This window comes from Bacillus cereus group sp. MYBK139-1 (genome assembly GCF_051916915.1).
Taxonomy (GTDB): Bacteria; Bacillota; Bacilli; order Bacillales; family Bacillaceae_G; genus Bacillus_A; species Bacillus_A pacificus.
The window spans coordinates 1,807,710-1,828,274 of the sequence record NZ_JBQAHO010000001.1; the positions used below are offsets into that span (position 1 = coordinate 1,807,710).

Consider the following 20,565-nt stretch of genomic DNA (forward strand, 5'->3'; position numbering starts at 1 on the left):
ACTCAAAAGGGAAGGTATTTATGAAAACTTTACTAAAACGATTTTTATTAATAGCCTTTTGCATTACGCCAATTGTTGTATTAATTAACCACTCTTTTACTTCAAAAGCGAAAGACAAACCCGATTTCCAAAACAAATCTAGCAAAACTGCTTCAACGAGCGAGAAGAAAATAGAAGACCCGGAAATTACCCTCACCTTTTCTGGTGATACAATGTTCGATTGGCAATTACGTCCGGTAATCGAAAAAAACGGGTCTGATTATCCATTCCAGCATGTAAAAGAAGAAATAACAAAAGCTGATATTTCTTTCGTTAATTTAGAGTCTGCATTTACAACGAGAGAAAAGAAAGCTCCTGGACAACTGTTTTGGATTAAAAGTGATCCATCCACGCTTCAAGCTATAAAAAACACCGGTTATGACATCGTAAATATCGGGAATAATCATACACTTGATTACGGGCAAGAGGGATTACTAGATACAATCTCTCACGTAGAAAAATTAAAGTTCCCTTACATTGGAGCCGGAAAAAATGCAAAAGATGCATATACTGCACGAGAAATGATTGTAAAAGGAAAAAAATTCAAATTCCTTTCATTCGTCCGATTTATGCCTGATTTTACTTGGGTAGCTGATGACAATAAACCTGGCGTTGCGAACGGGTATGATTTAAATCTTGTAACAAAAACAATTAAAGAGCAAAAGAAAGATGCTGACTATTTAATTGTCTATATGCATTGGGGTGTCGAAAAATCAAATCGTCCAGTAGATTATCAAAAACAATATGTAAATAAAATGGTTACAGCAGGAGCAGACGCGATTGTCGGCAGTCATCCACATTGGTTACAAGGGTTTGAATATTATAATAACGTTCCTGTCGCTTACTCATTAGGAAACTTTTTATTCCCAAGTTATGTGAACGGAAAAAGTGCCGAAACTGGCGTATTAACTTTAACTTTTAAAGGAAAGGATGTCCAAATGTCATTCAATCCTTATATCATTCGTAACAATCAAGTTTCCCCTGTAAATGAGGAAGAAAAGAGAAAATCTCTACAATACTTACAAACAATTTCAACTGATGTAGAAATTGATGATACAGGGAAAATAATAAATAAACGGAACTAAACAACGCAAGATCTATTTCTCTGTAACATACTTTACAGGATAGGTGATGAACATGCTGAAAGACTTATTAGATAATGTAAGTTTGTTAGAAAATATTTATAAAATATCTATAGCCGTTCTACTTTTATGTTCACTTTTCTCTGTTAGACTTCTAAAAAAACTAAAACGGGAACGAGCACTTACTAGCTTTGAATTTACTATGTATGTAATCATTCGTATTGCGATATTTTTTTGGTTAGCTAGCTTTATCCTTCTTGAATATGGAAATTATTTAGTTTAATTGTAAAAAAGATAGAACAAGCAGCGTTTCTCTTGCTTGTATCTATCTTTTTTGTTTCAATTACAACTGTATGTTAACCCTTTCCTTCTATTAAATAAGCAAATCAAACAAAACAGGATTTTTATTAAGCTCCATAAATTGAATATTATTTTCTTTAAAACGAGTAATTAATTGCTCATAATCTTCTTTATGTTTTAACTCTACTCCGACTAATGCTGGACCATTTTCTTTATTATGTTTCTTAATATACTCAAAGCGCGTAATATCATCTTCTGGTCCTAATCCTTTATCAAGAAATTCTCTTAGCGCACCTGAACGCTGCGGGAATTCAATGATAAAATAATGCTTTAACCCTTCGTAAATGAGAGAACGTTCTTTCATTTCTTGCATTCTATCAATATCATTATTCCCACCACTTAGCGTACATACAACTGTTTTACCTTTTATTTCATCTCTATATAAATCAAGCGCTGCAATAGATAGCGCACCAGCCGGTTCAGCTACAATTGCATTTTTCTTATACAGTTCTAAAATCGTCGTACAAACCTTTCCTTCTGGTACTAAAACGATGTCATCAATTACATCTTTACACGTTTCAAATGTTAACTTTCCTACCTTTTTAACTGCTGCTCCATCAACAAAACTATCTATTTTCTCCAATGCCACATTATCGTTTTGAAGAAAAGCCTCTTTCATAGATGCAGCTCCCATTGGCTCTACCCCAATAACCTTTGTAGCAGGACTAACACCTTTCACATATGTACCAACACCTGATGCTAATCCACCACCGCCGATTGCTGTAAAAATAAAGTCAACCGATTTCTCCATATCATGCATAATTTCAACTGCCACTGTTCCTTGACCAGCAATAACATACGGATCATCAAACGGATGAACGAACGTCATTCTATTTTCCTCACAATAGCGCTGTGCTTCTTGGAACGAGCTATCAAATGTATCACCAACTAATACAATTTCCGCAAAATCGCCACCGAAAAATTGTACTTGTGACACTTTTTGTTTAGGTGTCGTCGTCGGCATGAAAATTTTTGACGGAATCTTCAATAAATTACACGTATAAGCTACTCCTTGCGCATGATTACCAGCACTTGCACAAACAACACCGTTTTGTAACTTTTCTTTCGGTAAGCTTTGAATTAAATTATACGCACCACGAATTTTGAAAGAGCGAATCAATTGTAAGTCTTCTCTTTTTACATAAACGTCACAATCATATTTCTCAGATAAAACTGTATCACGTTGTAACGGTGTTTTAATAACGATATCTTTCATGCAATTATGAGCCATTAAGATATCTTCAATTTTCACTCTCTCCTTTACCTTTTGCACCATTTCATATCATCCTTATCTCTTTTTAATTAGCTCAATCAAAATTCGGGACTTTTAAGACTGCACCTGTATTCGCCGATGTTACCATTTGTGCATAACGCCCAAGCCAGCCCGTTTTCACTTTCGGTTCTGGTCGTCTCCATTCTTTTTTACGCTTATCTAATTCTTCGTCACTCACTCTTACTTCTAACAACCTTTCCTCAACATCGATACAAACGATATCCCCTTGTTCAAGAAGTGCAATCGTCCCGCCCGCAGCTGCTTCTGGTGAAATATGCCCTACTGAAATACCACGTGAAGCACCAGAGAAACGACCATCCGTTAATAGCGCAACATCTGCACCTAATCCCATGCCAGCAATTGCTGACGTTGGTGCTAACATTTCCGGCATACCAGGACCGCCTCTTGGTCCTTCATAACGAATAACAACTACATCTCCTTTCTTCACTTTCCCAAGCATAATACCCGCAAGCGCCTCATCTTGTGAATTAAAAATAACGCAAGGTCCTTCAAATCGTTTTACTTCGGTCGCTCCGCTTTTGATAACTGCCCCATCTTTCGCAAGGTTTCCTTTTAATATACGTAATCCCCCTTCTTCACTATGAGGGTTTTCAAGAGAATGAATAACTTCCTTATCTTTAATCTCTGCATGAGCAATATTTTCTCTTAATGTTTGCCCCGTAGCAGTAATACGATCTAAATGAAGTACTCCTTCTTTTCGGCTCATCTCTTTCAAAATTGCACTAATCCCGCCTGCACGATCAATATCTTCCATATGCCAATTGGAAGCAGGGCTTACTTTACATAAATGTGGTACACGCCTTGAAACGGCATCAATACGGCTCATATCATAATCTAGTCCTGCCTCATGTGCGAGTGCTAATGTATGTAACACTGTATTTGTTGAACCGCCCATCGCCATATCAAGCGCGAACGCATCATCAATTGCTTCTTCTGTTACGATGTCTCTCGGTTTAATATCTCTTTCAATTAAAATCTTTAATTTCTCTGCTGCTTCTTTAATTAATTCTTCGCGTCTTGGATCAATAGCTAAAATACTACCGTTACCAGGAAGAGCTAAACCTAATACTTCACATAAACAATTCATAGAATTCGCTGTAAACATACCAGAACAAGAACCACAAGATGGACAGCCATGATCTTCAATATCCTTTAATTCTTCTTCTGAAATTTTCCCAGATTGATATGCTCCTACTCCTTCGAACACAGAACTTAAATCGACAACTTCTCCTTTAGATGTTTTCCCGGCCGCCATCGGACCACCTGAAACAAAAACAGTTGGAATGTTAATACGAAGTGCCGCCATCATCATACCAGGTGTGATTTTGTCACAGTTTGGAATACAAATCATACCATCAAACCAATGGGCATTTACAACCGTTTCTACTGAATCTGCAATAATTTCACGACTCGGAAGCGAATAACGCATACCGATATGCCCCATCGCAATACCGTCATCTACTCCAATTGTATTAAATTCAAATGGAACCATACCTGCTGCACGCACTGCTTCTTTAACAAGTTTCCCAAACTCATTTAAGTGCTTATGACCTGGAATAATTTCAATAAAAGAATTACAGATTGCTATAAACGGTTTATCAAAATCTTCATCTTTCAAACCAGTTGCTTTTAATAAACTACGATGCGGCGCTTTATCAAAACCTTTTTTAATCATGTCACTTCTCATCTTGTCAAATCCCCTCTTACGTATTTTTCACTTGCAATCTATTACCCTATTTCTTTACTAATTCTTTCGGTGCATCAATCCAGCTCATCATTTCACGAAGCTCAGCCCCTACTTTTTCTAACTGATGATTTTGCTCTGCTTTTTTCATCGCATTATATGTTGGACGCCCCGCTTGATTTTCTAAAATCCATTTCTTCGCGAATTCACCTTGCTGAATTTCTGTAAGTACTCGTTTCATCTCTTTCTTCGTTTCATCTGTAACAATTCTCGATCCTGTTACATAATCTCCAAACTCTGCCGTATCGGAAATAGAATGGCGCATGTTCGTTAAACCACCTTCGTACATTAAATCAACAATTAACTTTAATTCATGTAAACATTCGAAGTATGCAATTTCAGGTCGATATCCGCCTTCCGTTAATGTTTCAAAACCAGCTTTTACAAGTGCAGTTACACCTCCGCAAAGTACCGCTTGCTCACCAAACAAATCGGTTTCTGTTTCTTCTTGGAATGTCGTTTCAATTACACCTGCACGTGTACACCCTACACCTTTTGCATACGCAAGTGCTACATGTAATGCGGTGCCTGTTGCATCTTGATGTACTGCGACTAATGCCGGAACACCATTTCCTTCTTGGAACACACGGCGAACGAGATGACCTGGACTTTTTGGTGCGACCATCGCTACATCTACGTAACTTGGCGGATTAATTTGTCCGAAGTGAATATTAAATCCATGTGAGAAAAGTAACATTTGCCCTTCACGGAGATTCTCTTCTACTTCTGCTTTATACACATGTGCTTGCTGTTCATCTGGCAGTAACATTTGTACAACGTGTGCGGTTCGAACTGCTTCTGAAACAGACATTACTTCAAATCCATCTGCTTTTGCTACTTCAAAAGACTTACCATATCGAACACCAACTACAACTTCTACACCAGAATCACGTAAATTTTGTGCCTGTGCATGACCTTGAGATCCATAACCAATTACCGCAACTGTTTTCCCTTTTAATAACTCTACATTTGCATCTTTTTCATAATATGTTTTCATATTCGATACACTCCTTATAATTTATTTACTTGCAGTACATCAATTAATTTTTTCAACTGACTAACAAGTAATGTCGCTTCATTTTCAGTACAAACTGCTGTGAGTTTCATTTCAGAAACGCCACTAGTATCTCTTTCGTTTAAATGTAAAGAAGAAATATAATAGCCACGCCGAGCAAAAATCCCACTTATACGTAATAAGACGCTTGGCTCGTTATGAATAACGAGTGAAAAAGTATGACTCATTCTTCCCACCTCTTCATAATCATTTCGTTATTCCCTTTATTTGGCGGAACCATCGGAAATACGTTTTCACCTTCTTCTACACAAAAATCAACTACGACAGGACCTTCATGAGCAATTGCTTCTAACATCACTTGTTTCGCCTCTATTGAATTTGTAGCCCTTAATCCCTTCACTCCATAAGCTTCTGCCACTTTCACAAAATCTGGTGATCCAATTTTTGATTCTGATAAACGATTTTCATAAAACATTTCTTGCCATTGCCTTACCATCCCTAAAAATTTATTGTTTATAATAAATACTTTTACAGGGATGTTATTTTCAGCGATTGTTTGTAGTTCTTGAATATTCATTTGAAAAGAAGCATCACCTGCAATACAAATGACGAGTTCTTCTTCTTTCGCAAGCTGAGCACCAATTGCCGCCGGAAAACCAAACCCCATCGTTCCTAGTCCGCCAGATGTGAGAAAAGTCCGTGGATTTTTCGCTTTATAAAAATGCGCAGCCCACATTTGATGCTGTCCTACTTCTGTCGTAACAATCGCTTCACCATTCGTTAATTCACTTACTAAGCTAATAACATGCTGTGGTTTTAACTCACTTTCTTTTTGATTATAGAAAAGAGGGTATTCCGCTTTCCATTCCTCGGTTTTCGTAATCCATTCATCTGTCTGTGTACAAATCTGCATATGTAACAACATGTGTAACGCTTTTTTCACATCTCCAACAACTGGATATTCCACAGTTACATTTTTATGAAACTCCGAAGGATCTATATCAATATGTACCTTTTTTGAATGGGGAGAAAAGAGTTCTAATTTTCCTGTTACACGGTCATCAAAACGAACACCTAAAGCAAGTAATAAGTCACATTCTGTTACTGCCATATTTGCAGCGTACGTTCCATGCATACCGAGCATTCCTAAAAATAATGAATCTCCCGGCGGATATGCACCTAGTCCCATTAAAGTTGATACGACTGGAATACGATTTTCTCTCGCAAATTTGATAAGTTCATCAGATCCACCTGAATGAATGACACCTCCTCCAATATAAAGAAGTGGACGTTTTGCTTTTGAAATTTCTTTCGCTACCTCTCTAATCTTCATACTGTCTGGCATAGGCTCTAGTTTATATCCTGGAATCTCAATCACTTCATTATAAAAACTTGTTACATTTTCATTTTGAATATCTTTTGGAATATCAATTAATACCGGCCCCGGCCGCCCGCTTTCGGCGATGTAAAAAGCTTCTTGTACAATGCGCGATAAATGATTCACATCACGAACTTGGTAATTATGCTTCGTAACAGGTACTGTAATCCCAACAACATCTGCTTCTTGAAATCCGTCTTTACCAATTAATGGCCTTGCAACTTGCCCTGTAATGACAACTAAAGGAATCGAATCCATATAAGCATCTGCTAAGCCCGTAACTAAATTTGTCGCCCCTGGGCCAGAGGTAGCAAAGACTACCCCGACCTTTCCAGAAGCTCTCGCATATCCTTCTGCCGCATGAATAGCAGCTTGTTCATGACGAGTTAAAATGTGCTTTAAACCACTTCCGTATAACGCATCGTACACTGGCAAAATCGCTCCGCCCGGATAACCGAAAACAGTCGTTACGCCTAAATTCTTCAAACATTGAATAACGTGTCCAGCTCCTGTCACATCTTCACACTGTAATTTCTCATATGTTGTATACTGTTGCTCCATTTTAATTAACTCCTCTCCCTACCTACAGTAAGCTTTCCGCCAATCCTGGAACACGTACTCCTCTTTCTCTCGTTAACTTTTTAAATTCCTCTGTCAATTGTTTTGTTACACTTCCTGGTTTCCCATCTCCAATTTCTCTTGAATCAACTTTTACAACTGGAATTAATTCTGCTGCCGTTCCCGTTAAAAATACTTCATCTGCTACATATACGTCATGGCGAGTAAATGGCCTTTCCTCACATGGAATGTTAAGTCGCTCACATAGCTCGATAACACTATTTCTCGTAATACCTTCTAGTGCTCCTAAATAAGAAGGCGGTGTTAACACTTTTCCATCTTTCACAACAAAAACATTGTCTCCAGATCCTTCACAAACATATCCTTGCTGATTTAACATAAGTGCCTCTAGCACTCCTGCTTGTGCCGCTTCAATTTTTACAAGTACGTTATTTAAGTAGTTCATTGACTTAATACGTGGGTCTAAAGCATCTGGCGTGTTACGTCGTGATGCAACAGATACAACGCTTAGTCCGTTATCGTAAAATTCTTGCGGGAATAACTTTAATTGTTCTGCAATGATAATAACGCTCGGTTTCACACAACTTCTCGGATCGAGCCCTAAGTCACCTTTTCCTCTTGAGACAATTAATCGAATGTAAGCATCAGCGTATTCGTTTTTTTGAAGTGTATGTAAAACTGCTTCTTCCATTTCTTCAACTGTCAGTGGGATTGTAAGTAAAATAGATTTTGCCGATTCATATAATCGTTTTACATGTTCTTTTAAACAAAATACATTTCCACCGTAACTACGAATTCCTTCAAATACACCGTCTCCGTATAAAAAACCGTGATCATATACTGAAACAACCGCCTTTTCTTTTTCTACAAATTCCCCATTCATATAAATGTACTGGTTTCCCATCTCACATCGCTCCTCTTTTTCTCTCTATTTTTGCAATCCATTTCTATATCGATTGCTGAGATGAGTAATTTTTAACAGAATATTCAGTATATAATCCTTAAAAATATACTCGTCTCAACAATCGATTACATACATACTTGTAGCAATCCATTACTGAGACGAGGGAATCGTGGTACCACTCAGCTTCCTTACACTTCTCACGAAATATAAGCTCTGCAAGTCCAATTAGACTTTTGTTTTTCTATCGGAAACAACTCCGCTACTTTTTACTAGTTTCAAAAGTAGTACTCCGAGGTGATCTTCAAAGACTCGATTGTTACCACCCTCACAGCCTTGGGGTAGCTCTCTGAAACAATGCCTATCATTTACTCTCCTCTTCTACGCATTCTCTTATTCAATTTTTTAAAATAAAAACTCTCGCCTCAGCAATCAACTACTACAATTTAGTAGCTTTGATTGCTGAGGCGAGAGTTTCGCGTTACCACTCAGCTTCCTTATACTTCTCACGAAATATAAGCTCTGTAGGTCCAATTAGACCCCCGTCCTTTTACCGGAGACGATGCCGTCGCCCCCTACTCAGTTTCCCTTTCGCAAGCGATGCTCCGAGGTGATCTTCAATGATTCGATTGTTACTACTCTCACAGCCTTGGAGTAGCTCTCTGAAACGATCATAATCATCTACTTTCCTCTTCTTTGCATATATAATATATAAAGTTAGAAAATTCTTAATTAACTTTTATTTGTTACACGTATTATAGGACGTTGTTCTTTTCATTGTCAACATGTTTTTTAAAGATTTTTTTAATAATACATATATTTTCGAATCTTTTTTATTGCTCAATAAAACTTTTTGTATAATACTATATAAAACACATATATTTAGGAGGATTACAGCAATGTCCGAAAAAACATACGAACTCGCAACCTTCGCAGGCGGTTGCTTTTGGTGCATGGTAAAGCCATTTGATGAACTTCCTGGTATTCATAAAATACTTTCCGGCTATGCAGGTGGTCATGTAGAAAACCCAACATATGAACAAGTTAAAGCTGGTACATCTGGTCATTTAGAAGTCGTACAAATTACATTCGACCCTTCTATTTTTCCATATAAAAAATTACTAGATTTATACTGGCCACAAATCGATCCAACTGATGATGGCGGACAATTTTTTGACCGTGGTCCATCTTATCGCACCGCTATTTTTTATCATACCGAAACACAAAAAGAGCTTGCTGAAAAATCAAAACAAGCTCTTGCAGAAAGCGGTATGTTTAAAGAGCCAATCGTAACTGAAATTCGCCCGGCTGCACCTTTTTATGAAGCCGAGGAATACCACCAACATTTCTATAAAAAGAACCCAGAGAAATATGCTACTGAGCAAAAAGAATCTGGCCGTGAAGACTTTATAAAAGAAAATTGGCAAAAAAAATAATAAAAACGCATCGTGCTTTTTAGTACGATGCGTTTTTATTTTTGATAAAAGTACCATACAATGATAAAAACAACAGCTGTTAATGCCCAAAGTACTATCTCGTTTTTCACCCTACTCTTTTTCTGATTCATTCCATCCCCTCCTAGTAACAATTAAGCATAGTCAAGACTTCTTTTGTTCAATTGTCCACTGGATAAAAGTAAATAAATCCTTACATATTCTTATAATAAAACCACCAATAATTCCAATTGCAATTGAAATTAATAACATCTGTCCAAAACTAAAAGAATTTGTGTACGTTATGTAGAGAACGATACATATAAGTAAAACATACGGTAAAGAAAGTAAAAACCTTTTTAACATTCCTTTATCTCCCCTATACTTTTTTTATATCTTCTACTGTAGCTTTGAAATAAAGTTGGTTCAAAAATTCCATTTAGACAATCATTTTACGAAAAAAGAATACGAACCTCTATTAAAAGGAATTCTTATCTACATATCCTATTCCATAATTACTCCTAAAATAGAATAATATTACTAGTGATTTATTGTAAATTAACTATTTAACAGGCAATCGAATGTTGCGCCAGCTACCTACATCGCATTGTCCATATGTATTATCGCCTACTGCTACCACCGTGCCATCTAATTTCAGACCGACCGTATGTGCACACCCCGCCGCTATCGCGACAATATCTTTCCAATCGCTTACATCACATTGACCATATTCATTCCAACCTACAGCCGCTACAGTACCATCCGATTTAAGAGCAATGGTATGCTTACTCCCTGCCGCTATTGCCACAATATCTTGCCAGCTGCTTACATCACATTGACCATGTTTATTATTCCCCACTGCCATCACTTTTCCATCCGATTTCAAACCAACAGTATGAAGATAACCAGCCGCTATTGCCACAATACCGCTCCATTCGCTTACATTGCATTGGCCATATCGATTATTCCCCACTGCCGTTACCGTTCCAGCCAATTTAAGACCAACTGTATGCCAGTCCCCCAGCGCAGCCGCCACAATATCTTGCCAACTGCTTATATCGCATTCTCCTTCTTTATTTCGCCCCACTGCCACAACCGTACCATCCAGTTTAAGGCCAATGGTACGACGCCACCCAGCCGCTACCGCTACAATATTATGCCAGTCGTTCACATCACATTGACCATGCTTATTCCATCCCACCGCTTCCACAGTATTATTACTTTTAAGAGCGATTGTATGAGCATTACCTGTGTTCGTCGCCATATGAACATTGCCCGCTGCGACGGCTTCAATATCACACCAACTGCTTACATTGCATTCTCCTTCTTTATTTCGCCCCACTGCCACAACTGTGCCATCCGATTTAAGAGCAACGGTATGACCACGACCTGCTGCTATCGTATTTTTAGGCCACCGTTTCACTTTTAATACCTCTTCTTTCGGTGAAATATAATTCATGTTTACCTCCTTGCATATAAACAACCGTGTCCAATTAGATATTTTCATCAAATTTCATTATAAATGACCTGACTTTTTTTATAAATCTACAGCTACAAAAGAAACCTGTTATTACTTCTTCCAAAATAAAGACCTCCAGTTTAAGCACTAGAGGTCTTCCATTTTATTTCTTTAATCTCTCAATAAAATCATGTAATTTATCAAGTGATTTCATATTCTGATTACAAGCTACACCATCTTTGCAAATATAGTTTCCCTTTTTAACGAAAGTTCCTGGTATATCACCTTTAATTTCAACTAAAAACATCCCAACTTCTTCATGTCCATGACATAATGAACAAATGCTTTTTTTATTTAAACTTTGGAATGTTCCTTGCAGACCAACAAACTTATTTTTATCATTTTTTGCTATAATAAATTTCCTACTTGATCCCTTATCAATCCAACTTAAATAAGACAATTCTTTCATATCCAGTTCTTCCATATCAGGCAGTTTTAACTTTTTCGCTTTAGGAAATAATTTTTTTAATGTTTGCGCTGTCACTTCCTGAAACGGAATGACATACGGATTTATTTTCGTTAAAAATGATTCTGCATCTTCTCTATTTTGAACTGTTAATACCGTGTCAATTAACTCCTTCTGCTCATCCGTTAAATTCTCAAATACATGTATTATCTTTTCAATCGCAAGTGATTTTAACGCTTGAATGACTCCTCTATCATTTGCAGTCGCATGCCCATTTGCTAAAATATAAGCTTGTGATTTTATAAAATTGTATTGATCACTTCTAATAAAAGCTTCCATCTTTATCACTCCATACAAATTGTTGATCTAGTTTTATTGTATACAATGATTACGTTTTTTGATATGTAAAAGATAACTTAGAAACAAACATTACATACATAGCTTGTACTCTACCGCTGCATTTCCTGACAAAAGAAGCCATCATCTATTTTCCACTCCGCATATAACACATCTTCAAATTTAGTAATTCCTTTTTGCTTTATTTGCTTATACAGCCATCCTTCATCAAAGCCCGCTTCCCTCAAGTTATCTTTCACTACTTTTCCGTCACTAATTAATGAAATTGGTAAGTATACAGGCTTATGTTTTAAACTTAAATCATTTATAGTGGGAGATTCGTATTTACTTTTTTTCAGAACACTTATATTTCCGTTAGGTTCTAATATCATATATTCAACCTCTCGGATTGAAAATATATCTTTTTGTTGCCTAAGCATTTGTTGTAATTGGTTAATGTCCAAATGATTTACACTTAATTGTTCACGATCAATCTTTCCATTACGAATAATAATTGAAGGATATCCTTCAAAAAACCTTCTTGTTCCTCTTATTTTTTGCGTTATCACTTCTATTGTATAAATTAAAATTACCCATACAAATACTGAGTATAAAATAGACCATACTTTAATTTTAGGGTCATATATTGAATTTCCAACAAGCTCACCAAGGACGATAGCAGAAATAAAATCAAAGGGTGTTAGCTGTGATATTTGTGTTTTCCCTAATATTTTCGTAGCAATTAACAGCACAAAAAAGCCAACTAAAAGCTCTATCGTTATTTGTCCAATATGATTCATAGAAGCTCACCTTTCTACTTTTCAAGTGCTCTGTATAACTTTTAATAAAAAAACGGCACATTTTTTCTATTAGTATGCCCTGTCACAGTCCATATATCCAATACATATAAAACAAAAAGAGTCTGATGCAAAATAACATTTGAATCAGACTCTTTTTCTCTTATTTAGAATACACAATTTTTTTAATCGTTTCTCCGGAAAGAAAATACTCTTCTGCAAGTTGATGAATAGCAATTCCGCTTTTAAACGCTTCTTTAATCGCTTTGTTTCTTTCATCTAATTGTTTTCTTCCTCCAGATCGTGTGCCCCATTTATAATGTTTCGTTTCTTGTTTTGGAATGTAAATTGTTTCACCTTGTATATACTTTTGAATTTCAGTAATCAAACTTTCTGGTAAAACTGCCGCAGCTTTTACGTATTTCATTTCTGCTCGCCCCTTATTTTTTATGGTTCATTTCAATAAGGTGCAAAGCCAAATATAAAAAATGATACGAGCTCATTTAGGCGATTGTATATTACTTGTCTACCTCACGCAAAGTATCGCCATTTCCTCCATACTTGGCTTTGCATGAGACGCTGCAGTGTCCGGCAATTGAATTGTAATCGCCATGTAAACACCTCCTAATATACCTTTTTCATTACATTATATGATAAATTCCTTCCTCTTGCATCCACATCCTTTTTAAAGCATGAAACTACTTAGTTTGATATAATACTTTTTAGTCCAATCGAAAAGTATAGTGAGGTTGCTTTATGAAAAAGAAAATAATCATTACAATCGTTACATTATTCAGTATTACTGTAGCATTATTTGGAACATACAAATTGATGAATGCAAGAAGCTTTCAATTGTTTGGAGATTTAACAAATCGAGTAGAAACAAATGAAAAAGTGATTGCTTTAACTTTTGATGATGGCCCTACTAACAATGTAAAACAAATATTACCGCTACTAGATACATACAATGCAAAAGCTACTTTCTTTTTAATCGGAAATGAATTAGAGAAAAACCTATCGTTAGGAGAAGCTATCGTACAATCTGGACACCAAATTGGAAACCATACATATTCTCATAACAGAATGGTTTTTAAAACACCTTCTTTTATTAAAGAAGAAATCGAAAAAACAAATTCATTAATCCGCCAAACAGGATTTACAGGCGCAATTGATTTTAGACCACCTAACGGAAAAAAACTAATTGGCCTGCCCTATTATTTAAAGAAAAACAATATCGAAACAATCACCTGGGACCTTGAACCTGATACTTTTTATAAATCTGCAACTGATAAAATTGAATATGTTAATAAAAATGTAAAACCAGGTTCTATCATTTTACTGCACTCTATGTATGATGAGTCTAATGAAAATTTACAGACCATAGAAGGTATTTTAGACTCTTTAACTAAAAAGGGCTATCAGTTCGTAACAGTAAATGAATTGCAAAAAAAGAGCAAAATAAAAAGGTAGCGTATCCAGAGCGATACGCTACCTTTTTTAAATAATGCCAAGTACATTTAAGAATACGATAATAATCGCAATTGGTGCGATGAAGCGAAGTAAGAATAACCATAATACAAACAATTTATAGCCTTTATTTTTACTTACACCAAGCTCTCTCATTAATACATCTTTCTTCATTTTTAAAGGAACAAAGATAGAAACTAATAAAACACCCAGTGGCATGAGTACGTTACTAACTGCATAATCCGCTAAATCAAAGACTGTCTTTCCGAAAATCTTCAGATCGCTTAATATACCAAATGACAATGCTGACGGTACTCCTACAACGAAGATTAATAAACCTACGATTAAAGCCATTTTTTCACGTTTCCCTTTACCTTTTGCAGTTAAAGATGCCACGCTAATTTCTAACATCGAAATCGCTGATGTAATAGTAGCAAAGAAGAATAGTAATAAGAAAACAATGAAGAATAATTTTCCAAATGCCATTTTACTGAAAATAGCTGGCAGTACGATAAATAATAACCCCGGTCCTTGAGATGGTTCCATTCCAAATGCGAACACTACTGGGAAAATTGCAAGTCCTGCAAGTAATGTAATTACAAGTGTTAAAGCTACAATAGAAAATGCTGAACGCGGTAAGCTTTCTTCTTTCGGCAAGTATGAGCTATACGTTACCATAACAGCTACACCGACAGATAGCGAGAAGAACGATTGCCCCATTGCATATAAAATGACTTCTGATGTTACGTTTGCGAAATCAGGTTGTAAGAAGAAACGAACTCCTTCTCCCGCACCATCTAACGTAAGTGCACGAACGATTAATACAAAGAATAAAACGAATAGTGCTGGCATGAAATATTTATTTACTTTTTCAACACCATTTTGTACACCTTTACTTACGATGAAAATAGTAATAAGGATGAATAATAGCTGTGAGCCAACTGCTAAATACGGATTGGAAATGATTTCACCAAACGTAGCTTCGTATGCCCCATTTCCTTCCCATAGTCTACCTGTAATTGCATTCCATAAGTATAATAAAATCCAGCCCCCTACAACACTGTAGAAAGAAAGTAATATGAAACATGTTACAATCCCTAATTTCCCTAACCATGGCCATAGTGTTTTTGGTGCGATTTCTCTATACGCATCAACGGCCTCTTTTTGTGTACTTCTTCCGATAACAAATTCAGCTAATAATAGCGGTAAACCAATTAATAATGTGAAACCGATGAAAATAAGGAAGAACGCGCCGCCCCCTCCAATTCCGGCCATATACGGGAACTTCCAAATTGCCCCTAGACCAATTGCTGAACCTGCTGCAGCTAATACGAAACCTAATTTCGATGTCCATTGCTGTGAATTCATCTGTTAATCTCCTCTCTTTATCTTTTTCTGTTTTACAATTCGGTATTTATATTGTTCTATCCACACTCTTTTCTAATACGTTCACTTCCTCTCTACTAATAAAAAACGCCCCTACGTAAATACGTAGGGACGACAAAAATATCGCGGTACCACCCTAGTTATGAAGATACAACAAAGTTAGGACCTAAATAAAAAACGCCCCTACGCAAATACGTAGGGACGATAAAATATCGCGGTACCACCCTAGTTATGAAGCCACAACAAAGTAAGACCTAAATAAAAAACGTCCCTACGTAAATACGTAGGGACGATAAATATCGCGGTACCACCCTAGTTGTGAAACAATCTTCACCACTTTATTTGATAACGGTATAAACTACCGTCTTTCATTTCCTCATAATGTGAGATTTATGAAAGATGCTCCAGGACGAACTTCATGAATAATCTATATACTGATTCACACCAACCATCAGCTCTCTGAAATAGGGAGATATTCACTACTATACCCTTTCATTGCCCAAATATTATTTTCCGAATTGATTACTATCATTTTTATCATACATTAAAAATAGTGTCAACTTATATTTTGAATTTTTATGTATTACATTCTATTTAAAAATTCAAAATATGACTTTTAAATGAATAGTATTAGAACATTTATGGTTTATACTGTATTAACTTCCCTAGCAGGTTTATAGTAGTATACGATGAATGCAAGACAGCAAGAGTAGGAGGAAATAATTTTGTCTACGTCAAAAGTTTTAAAAGGAACTGCTTTATTAAGCGGGGCCACAATGATTTCACGTATATTAGGTTTTATATACTTCTTCCCTTTTCAATTACTAGTTGGAACGCAAGGGGTTGCTTTATATGGATATGCATACTCTTGGTACGGTATTTTATTAAGCTTTTCAACAGCGGGTATTCCTATTGCCGTTTCCAAATTCGTTGCAAAGCATAATGCGCTTGGTGATTATAGTACAAGCAAAAAATTATACAATTCTAGTGTAAAATTAATGTTGTTTATGGGCTTTTTAGGATTTTTAATTTTATTTATTGGAGCACCGTACATATCACAATTTATTATTCGCTCGAAAACGCCAGATCCACAATTTATCGCTGACGTAACACTTACGATGCGAGCATTAAGTTTTGCACTTATTATCGTACCAGCTATGAGTGTTACACGTGGTTATTTCCAAGGTTTTCAACATATGAAACCAAGTGCTGTTTCTCAAGTCGTGGAACAAATTGCACGTGTTGTTTTCATTTTAGTTGGTAGCTTCATCGTCTCAAAATTATTAGGGGGTTCAGTAGCTTCTTCAGTTGCAGTTGCTACGTTTGGAGCTGTTATCGGAGCACTTGCAAGTGTCTCTATTTTAATGATGTACTGGAAAAAATATAATGGGTTAAAACCTCCCGAAGGTGAATTAAAATCAAGAGCATCGAATATCCCATTAAAAAATATTTATATAGAATTACTTCGCTATGCAATCCCAATTGTATTTGTCGGCATCGCAATTCCACTTTACACGTTAGTAGATCAATATACTGTAGCTGATGTCCTTAGAGCGATGGGAGAGCCGTTAGAAACAGCAAATGCAGTTTTCGCTTATATAACGAACTATGCCCAAAAGTTAATTATGATTCCAGCTTCACTTGCAACTGGATTCTCCTTAACGATCATTCCGGCTATAACGAAATCTTATACAAGTGGGAAATTAGAAGAATTACAAGAACAAATTTCAAAGATATTTCAAGTCTTGTTATTCTTCACGATTCCGGCTGCCTTTGGTCTTGCCAGTATCGCTTACGATGCATTCCGTATGGTTTATGTAAATCCTGAAATTGCACTTGGTGGATCACAATATTTAATTTCATTCGCACCGTCTGCTATATTAAGTGCGATTTTCACAGTTTCAGCAGCTATTTTACAAGGAATCGATTATCAAAGAAAAACAATGATTGCATTCTCAGCCGGGATTCTCGTTAAAGTTGTAGTAAATACACCGCTCTTACATTTATTTGGCGGACACGGTGCTGTACTTGGAACCATTCTTGGATACCTCGTTTCAAATAGTATTATGTTGTACTGCATCGTTAAGTTTGCGAAATTTAAAATTAGTGAGACAGCAAAAACAGTATTTCTTATTACAATTTACTCCGCAGCAATGTCTGCTGTTGTAATTGCATTAAAAGCAATTTTAACATGGTTAATTCCTGGACAATCTTATATCGAATCACTTCTCATTGTTGTTATATGCGGCGCTGTAGGAGGACTTGTTTACCTTTTATTCGTATTAACTAGTGGACTTGCTTCACATATTCTCGGTGATAGAATTCAACGCTTACCTATACTGGGGAAATTAGTAAAATAAAAAACAAAGAGATGTAACAAGGGTTACATCTCTTTGTTTTTTATTTCGCATATTGAATACGCTTTTGCTGTTCAGCAATATGTAATTCCGGAGCATGGTGTTCTACTAACTGTAACAGCTCCTCGATTAACACTCCTAACTCCTGTATACTATACTCTGGTTTCCCTATTAACGTATTCGCCATACGCTCATATAAGTTTTCAGGCTTAATAATCATTCGTTCCACATTATATGGCATCCATTTAAACGCCGGGTGATGTACATACATTTTATTCAAACCAAATAAGACCCCAAATATATTTTTTTGTGCTTCACAAATAACATCATATAGCATAAGCCAGTCTTTTCGTTTTAAAAGTGCCTCTCGATTATGCCAGCGATTACTTAACCAAAGATTTTCTGAAATCATCCGTTTCGCTAGGTCTTCTGGATATGCCATCACCCTATCTTTTAATTCATTTACTTTCTCTTCCCCATACAAACTAACTCCGTCATGCACGGATGATACGATACATTGTTTTTCATAACTTATATCATATTGAACCACCACATCCTCAATAACTTTCTCTACTGTTTCTGTTAAAAAGTTACTAATCTCTAATTTAATTCCTTCTTTCGTCAAATATGTTTCTGACCATTCTTCTTCCTCGTAAAGATGGTATGACAAAATTGTTCCACCAATATAGTTAATAGGCCTTTTACGATCCTCATCCTCTGGTGGCATTGACCATAAAATATGTAGTTCTATATCTGAATGTTCATCTTCTAGCTTTCTAGCTACTGAACCAGCTAAAATAATAGCCTCCACTTTCGGATTTTGCCTATAAATCTCCGACATTTCTATTGCTTTCTCTTTTAATCCCACTTCATTTCCCCCTAAAATTGCAGTACACAATCACCTTTTCATTTATCTATTTCGATATTATGCATTGCATTCCCTGTTCAATGTTCCACTAAATCATATTTCTACCCAATAACGCTGAACAATTTCCCCAGTATGAGAAGAAGCTACTTCATTTTCTAGCACACCGCCAACCTTTTGAATCGTTTTAGCCGAAGCAATATTAGCTTTATCGCAAGTTATTAACACTTTCTGCAACTCTAACTTTTGCGCTTCATATAATGCGAGTTTCAATTGTTTTATCGCGTAACCTTGACGACGTTTATTTGGATGTACACTATATCCAATATGACCACTTTCCCGCAATAACTCTTCATTTAATCGATGTCTAATATTCACAAAACCTATAAGTTCCCCTTTTTCAAAGCTTAAAAATTGACTAGATGGTACTCGATTAGCTTTTAAGTTTTCCCCAAGTTCCTGTATATTCACTTTTTCAAACCATTCATCGAGAGAATCAAAATTTTGTAAAGAACTACTGCCATGTGGTTGTTCTCCTGATTGTAAAAACGCATGTTTATATTCCATAATTTCTCCACTATATTCATGTGTTGGTTTTAATAGTTTCATTTTTATTCTCCCCCTCTTACAACCTAAAACAAACACCTTACTCGTAACAATTTCACGAGTAAGGTGTTTTTATCCTTTTCATTCAAATAACCCCATACTCAAATAACGCTCACCTGTATCAGGTGCAATACATAAAACTTTTTTACCAGCGCCTAATCGTTTTGCAATCATAATCGCTGCGTAAACAGAAGCACCTGAAGACGGCCCAACTAACAGTCCCTCTTGTCTAGCCAAATTTCTCATTGTCGTTAAAGCCTCTTCGTCTGCAATTTGAATAATTTCGTTATACACTTCTGTATTTAAGTTTTTCGGGATAAATCCCGGACTTGTTCCTACTAGTTTATGAGGACCTGGAACACCTCCCGATAGTACGGGAGATCCTTTCGGTTCTACTACTGCGATATATAAGTTTGGTAGTTTCTCTTTTAACGTTTCTCCAGTCCCTGTAATAGTTCCACCCGTTCCAGCAGTTGCTACAAATGCATCAAGCTCGCCATCCATTTGTTCATAAATTTCAAGTGCAGTTGTATAACGATGAATATTCGGGTTTGCTGGATTTTCAAATTGCTGCGGAATAAAACTATTTGGAATTTGTTTCTGCAATTCTAACGCCTTCGCAATTGCTCCTGGCATTCTTTGTTCTGCCGGTGTTAAAACTACTTCTGCTCCGTATGCTTTCAATAAGTTAATTCTTTCTTTAGACATATTATCTGGCATAATTAAAATCGTTTTATACCCTTTTGCAGCCGCGTTCATCGCTAAACCTATCCCTGTATTACCACTTGTCGGCTCAATAATTGTATCTCCTGGTTTAATATGACCATTCTCTTCTGCAACGTGCAATAAATTATAGGCAGCACGGTCTTTCACGCTGCGCGATGGATTAAACATTTCTAGTTTTACATACACATCTGCTGCGTCTTCTGGAATAAATTTAGATAATCTGACGACAGGTGTATCTCCTATTAATTCTGTTACGTTTTCACATAATTTCATAG

Annotated in this window: 20 protein-coding genes and 3 other annotated features; of the genes, 5 read left to right on the forward strand and 15 right to left on the reverse strand. The window is 36.3% G+C overall.

The features are described 5' to 3' along the window. The first annotated feature begins 20 nt into the window (after nucleotides 1–20). Both ACTFRS_RS09220 and ACTFRS_RS09225 read left to right on the forward strand, forming a co-directional pair. Nucleotides 21–1,124 carry a CapA family protein gene (locus ACTFRS_RS09220; protein WP_049112639.1) on the forward strand — a complete coding sequence of 368 codons (1,104 nt, stop codon included), beginning with the start codon at nucleotides 21–23 and terminating at the stop codon, nucleotides 1,122–1,124. A gap of 52 nt (nucleotides 1,125–1,176) precedes the next feature. After that, nucleotides 1,177–1,404, forward strand: coding sequence for a hypothetical protein (locus ACTFRS_RS09225; RefSeq protein WP_049112640.1), 228 nt, complete (start codon nucleotides 1,177–1,179; stop codon nucleotides 1,402–1,404). A 90-nt stretch (nucleotides 1,405–1,494) separates the two neighbouring features. Here the strand turns inward: ACTFRS_RS09225 and ilvA are convergent, their stop codons facing one another. Genes ilvA through ilvE form a run of 6 tightly spaced genes read right to left on the reverse strand, consistent with a single transcriptional unit; the run spans nucleotide 1,495 to nucleotide 8,395 of the window. Next, entirely contained in the window at nucleotides 1,495–2,757 is a 1,263-nt protein-coding gene (ilvA, locus tag ACTFRS_RS09230; protein ID WP_062822323.1) for a threonine ammonia-lyase IlvA, read from the reverse strand. Nucleotides 2,758–2,788: 31 nt separating this feature from the next. Beyond that, nucleotides 2,789–4,462 carry a dihydroxy-acid dehydratase gene (gene ilvD, locus ACTFRS_RS09235; RefSeq protein WP_139867760.1) on the reverse strand — a complete coding sequence of 558 codons (1,674 nt, stop codon included), beginning with the start codon at nucleotides 4,460–4,462 and terminating at the stop codon, nucleotides 2,789–2,791. Nucleotides 4,463–4,508: 46 nt separating this feature from the next. Then, on the reverse strand, nucleotides 4,509–5,516 hold the full coding sequence (gene ilvC, locus ACTFRS_RS09240) for a ketol-acid reductoisomerase (RefSeq protein ID WP_100634130.1): 1,008 nt from the start codon (nucleotides 5,514–5,516) through the stop codon (nucleotides 4,509–4,511). Between the two features lie 14 nt (nucleotides 5,517–5,530). Further along, on the reverse strand, nucleotides 5,531–5,761 hold the full coding sequence (locus ACTFRS_RS09245; protein WP_000019916.1) for an ACT domain-containing protein: 231 nt from the start codon (nucleotides 5,759–5,761) through the stop codon (nucleotides 5,531–5,533). Next, nucleotides 5,758–7,473 (reverse strand): acetolactate synthase large subunit, encoded by a 1,716-nt coding sequence (ilvB, locus tag ACTFRS_RS09250; protein ID WP_431084867.1) that lies wholly within the window; start codon nucleotides 7,471–7,473, stop codon nucleotides 5,758–5,760. Before ilvB ends, ACTFRS_RS09245 begins: the two co-directional genes overlap by 4 nt. Nucleotides 7,474–7,495: 22 nt before the next feature. Continuing rightward, complete coding sequence (gene ilvE / locus ACTFRS_RS09255) at nucleotides 7,496–8,395, reverse strand: branched-chain-amino-acid transaminase (RefSeq protein ID WP_000528137.1); 900 nt, start codon at nucleotides 8,393–8,395, stop codon at nucleotides 7,496–7,498. Between the two features lie 151 nt (nucleotides 8,396–8,546). Then, nucleotides 8,547–8,785 (reverse strand) — a binding site (T-box leader). A gap of 67 nt (nucleotides 8,786–8,852) precedes the next feature. Then, nucleotides 8,853–9,098: a binding site (T-box leader), on the reverse strand. 193 nt (nucleotides 9,099–9,291) lie between these two features. Between ilvE and msrA the strand changes: the two genes are divergently transcribed. Next, a complete protein-coding gene (gene msrA / locus ACTFRS_RS09260; protein WP_440023725.1) occupies nucleotides 9,292–9,828 on the forward strand; it encodes a peptide-methionine (S)-S-oxide reductase MsrA in 537 nt (178 codons plus the stop codon). A gap of 162 nt (nucleotides 9,829–9,990) precedes the next feature. Here the strand turns inward: msrA and ACTFRS_RS09265 are convergent, their stop codons facing one another. The 5 genes from ACTFRS_RS09265 to ACTFRS_RS09285 all read right to left on the reverse strand — a co-directional run bounded on the left by ACTFRS_RS09265 (nucleotide 9,991) and on the right by ACTFRS_RS09285 (nucleotide 13,310). Continuing rightward, nucleotides 9,991–10,191 (reverse strand): hypothetical protein, encoded by a 201-nt coding sequence (locus ACTFRS_RS09265; RefSeq protein WP_000919322.1) that lies wholly within the window; start codon nucleotides 10,189–10,191, stop codon nucleotides 9,991–9,993. A gap of 196 nt (nucleotides 10,192–10,387) precedes the next feature. Then, nucleotides 10,388–11,284: an RCC1 domain-containing protein gene (locus tag ACTFRS_RS09270; protein WP_139867768.1), complete on the reverse strand. Its 897-nt coding sequence runs from the start codon at nucleotides 11,282–11,284 to the stop codon at nucleotides 10,388–10,390. A gap of 163 nt (nucleotides 11,285–11,447) precedes the next feature. After that, nucleotides 11,448–12,089, reverse strand: a complete 642-nt coding sequence (locus tag ACTFRS_RS09275; RefSeq protein ID WP_016717160.1) for a FusB/FusC family EF-G-binding protein — start codon at nucleotides 12,087–12,089, stop codon at nucleotides 11,448–11,450. Nucleotides 12,090–12,199: 110 nt separating this feature from the next. Then, on the reverse strand, nucleotides 12,200–12,886 hold the full coding sequence (locus ACTFRS_RS09280; protein WP_139867770.1) for a DUF421 domain-containing protein: 687 nt from the start codon (nucleotides 12,884–12,886) through the stop codon (nucleotides 12,200–12,202). Nucleotides 12,887–13,046: 160 nt separating this feature from the next. Next, on the reverse strand, nucleotides 13,047–13,310 hold the full coding sequence (locus ACTFRS_RS09285; protein ID WP_139867773.1) for a CD3324 family protein: 264 nt from the start codon (nucleotides 13,308–13,310) through the stop codon (nucleotides 13,047–13,049). Nucleotides 13,311–13,639: 329 nt separating this feature from the next. On the opposite strand from ACTFRS_RS09285, the gene ACTFRS_RS09290 reads away from it, so the two are divergent. Further along, nucleotides 13,640–14,353, forward strand: a complete 714-nt coding sequence (locus ACTFRS_RS09290; RefSeq protein ID WP_139867775.1) for a polysaccharide deacetylase family protein — start codon at nucleotides 13,640–13,642, stop codon at nucleotides 14,351–14,353. Between the two features lie 27 nt (nucleotides 14,354–14,380). On the opposite strand, the gene ACTFRS_RS09295 is transcribed toward ACTFRS_RS09290, so the two are convergent. Beyond that, nucleotides 14,381–15,718, reverse strand: coding sequence for a sodium-dependent transporter (locus ACTFRS_RS09295; protein WP_001088180.1), 1,338 nt, complete (start codon nucleotides 15,716–15,718; stop codon nucleotides 14,381–14,383). 300 nt (nucleotides 15,719–16,018) lie between these two features. Continuing rightward, nucleotides 16,019–16,241: a binding site (T-box leader), on the reverse strand. Nucleotides 16,242–16,461: 220 nt separating this feature from the next. Between ACTFRS_RS09295 and ACTFRS_RS09300 the strand changes: the two genes are divergently transcribed. Further along, nucleotides 16,462–18,096 carry a putative polysaccharide biosynthesis protein gene (locus ACTFRS_RS09300; protein ID WP_000107871.1) on the forward strand — a complete coding sequence of 545 codons (1,635 nt, stop codon included), beginning with the start codon at nucleotides 16,462–16,464 and terminating at the stop codon, nucleotides 18,094–18,096. Nucleotides 18,097–18,136: 40 nt separating this feature from the next. On the opposite strand, the gene ACTFRS_RS09305 is transcribed toward ACTFRS_RS09300, so the two are convergent. From ACTFRS_RS09305 to cysK, 3 genes are all read right to left on the reverse strand, one after another. Beyond that, the gene (locus tag ACTFRS_RS09305; RefSeq protein ID WP_440023724.1) at nucleotides 18,137–18,961 is read right to left on the reverse strand and encodes a DUF4037 domain-containing protein; all 825 of its coding nucleotides are present in this window, start codon (nucleotides 18,959–18,961) and stop codon (nucleotides 18,137–18,139) included. A 93-nt stretch (nucleotides 18,962–19,054) separates the two neighbouring features. Then, nucleotides 19,055–19,567 carry a GNAT family N-acetyltransferase gene (locus tag ACTFRS_RS09310; RefSeq protein WP_440023723.1) on the reverse strand — a complete coding sequence of 171 codons (513 nt, stop codon included), beginning with the start codon at nucleotides 19,565–19,567 and terminating at the stop codon, nucleotides 19,055–19,057. 78 nt (nucleotides 19,568–19,645) lie between these two features. Next, on the reverse strand, nucleotides 19,646–20,563 hold the full coding sequence (gene cysK / locus ACTFRS_RS09315; protein ID WP_000762260.1) for a cysteine synthase A: 918 nt from the start codon (nucleotides 20,561–20,563) through the stop codon (nucleotides 19,646–19,648). Nucleotides 20,564–20,565: the final 2 nt, after the last annotated feature.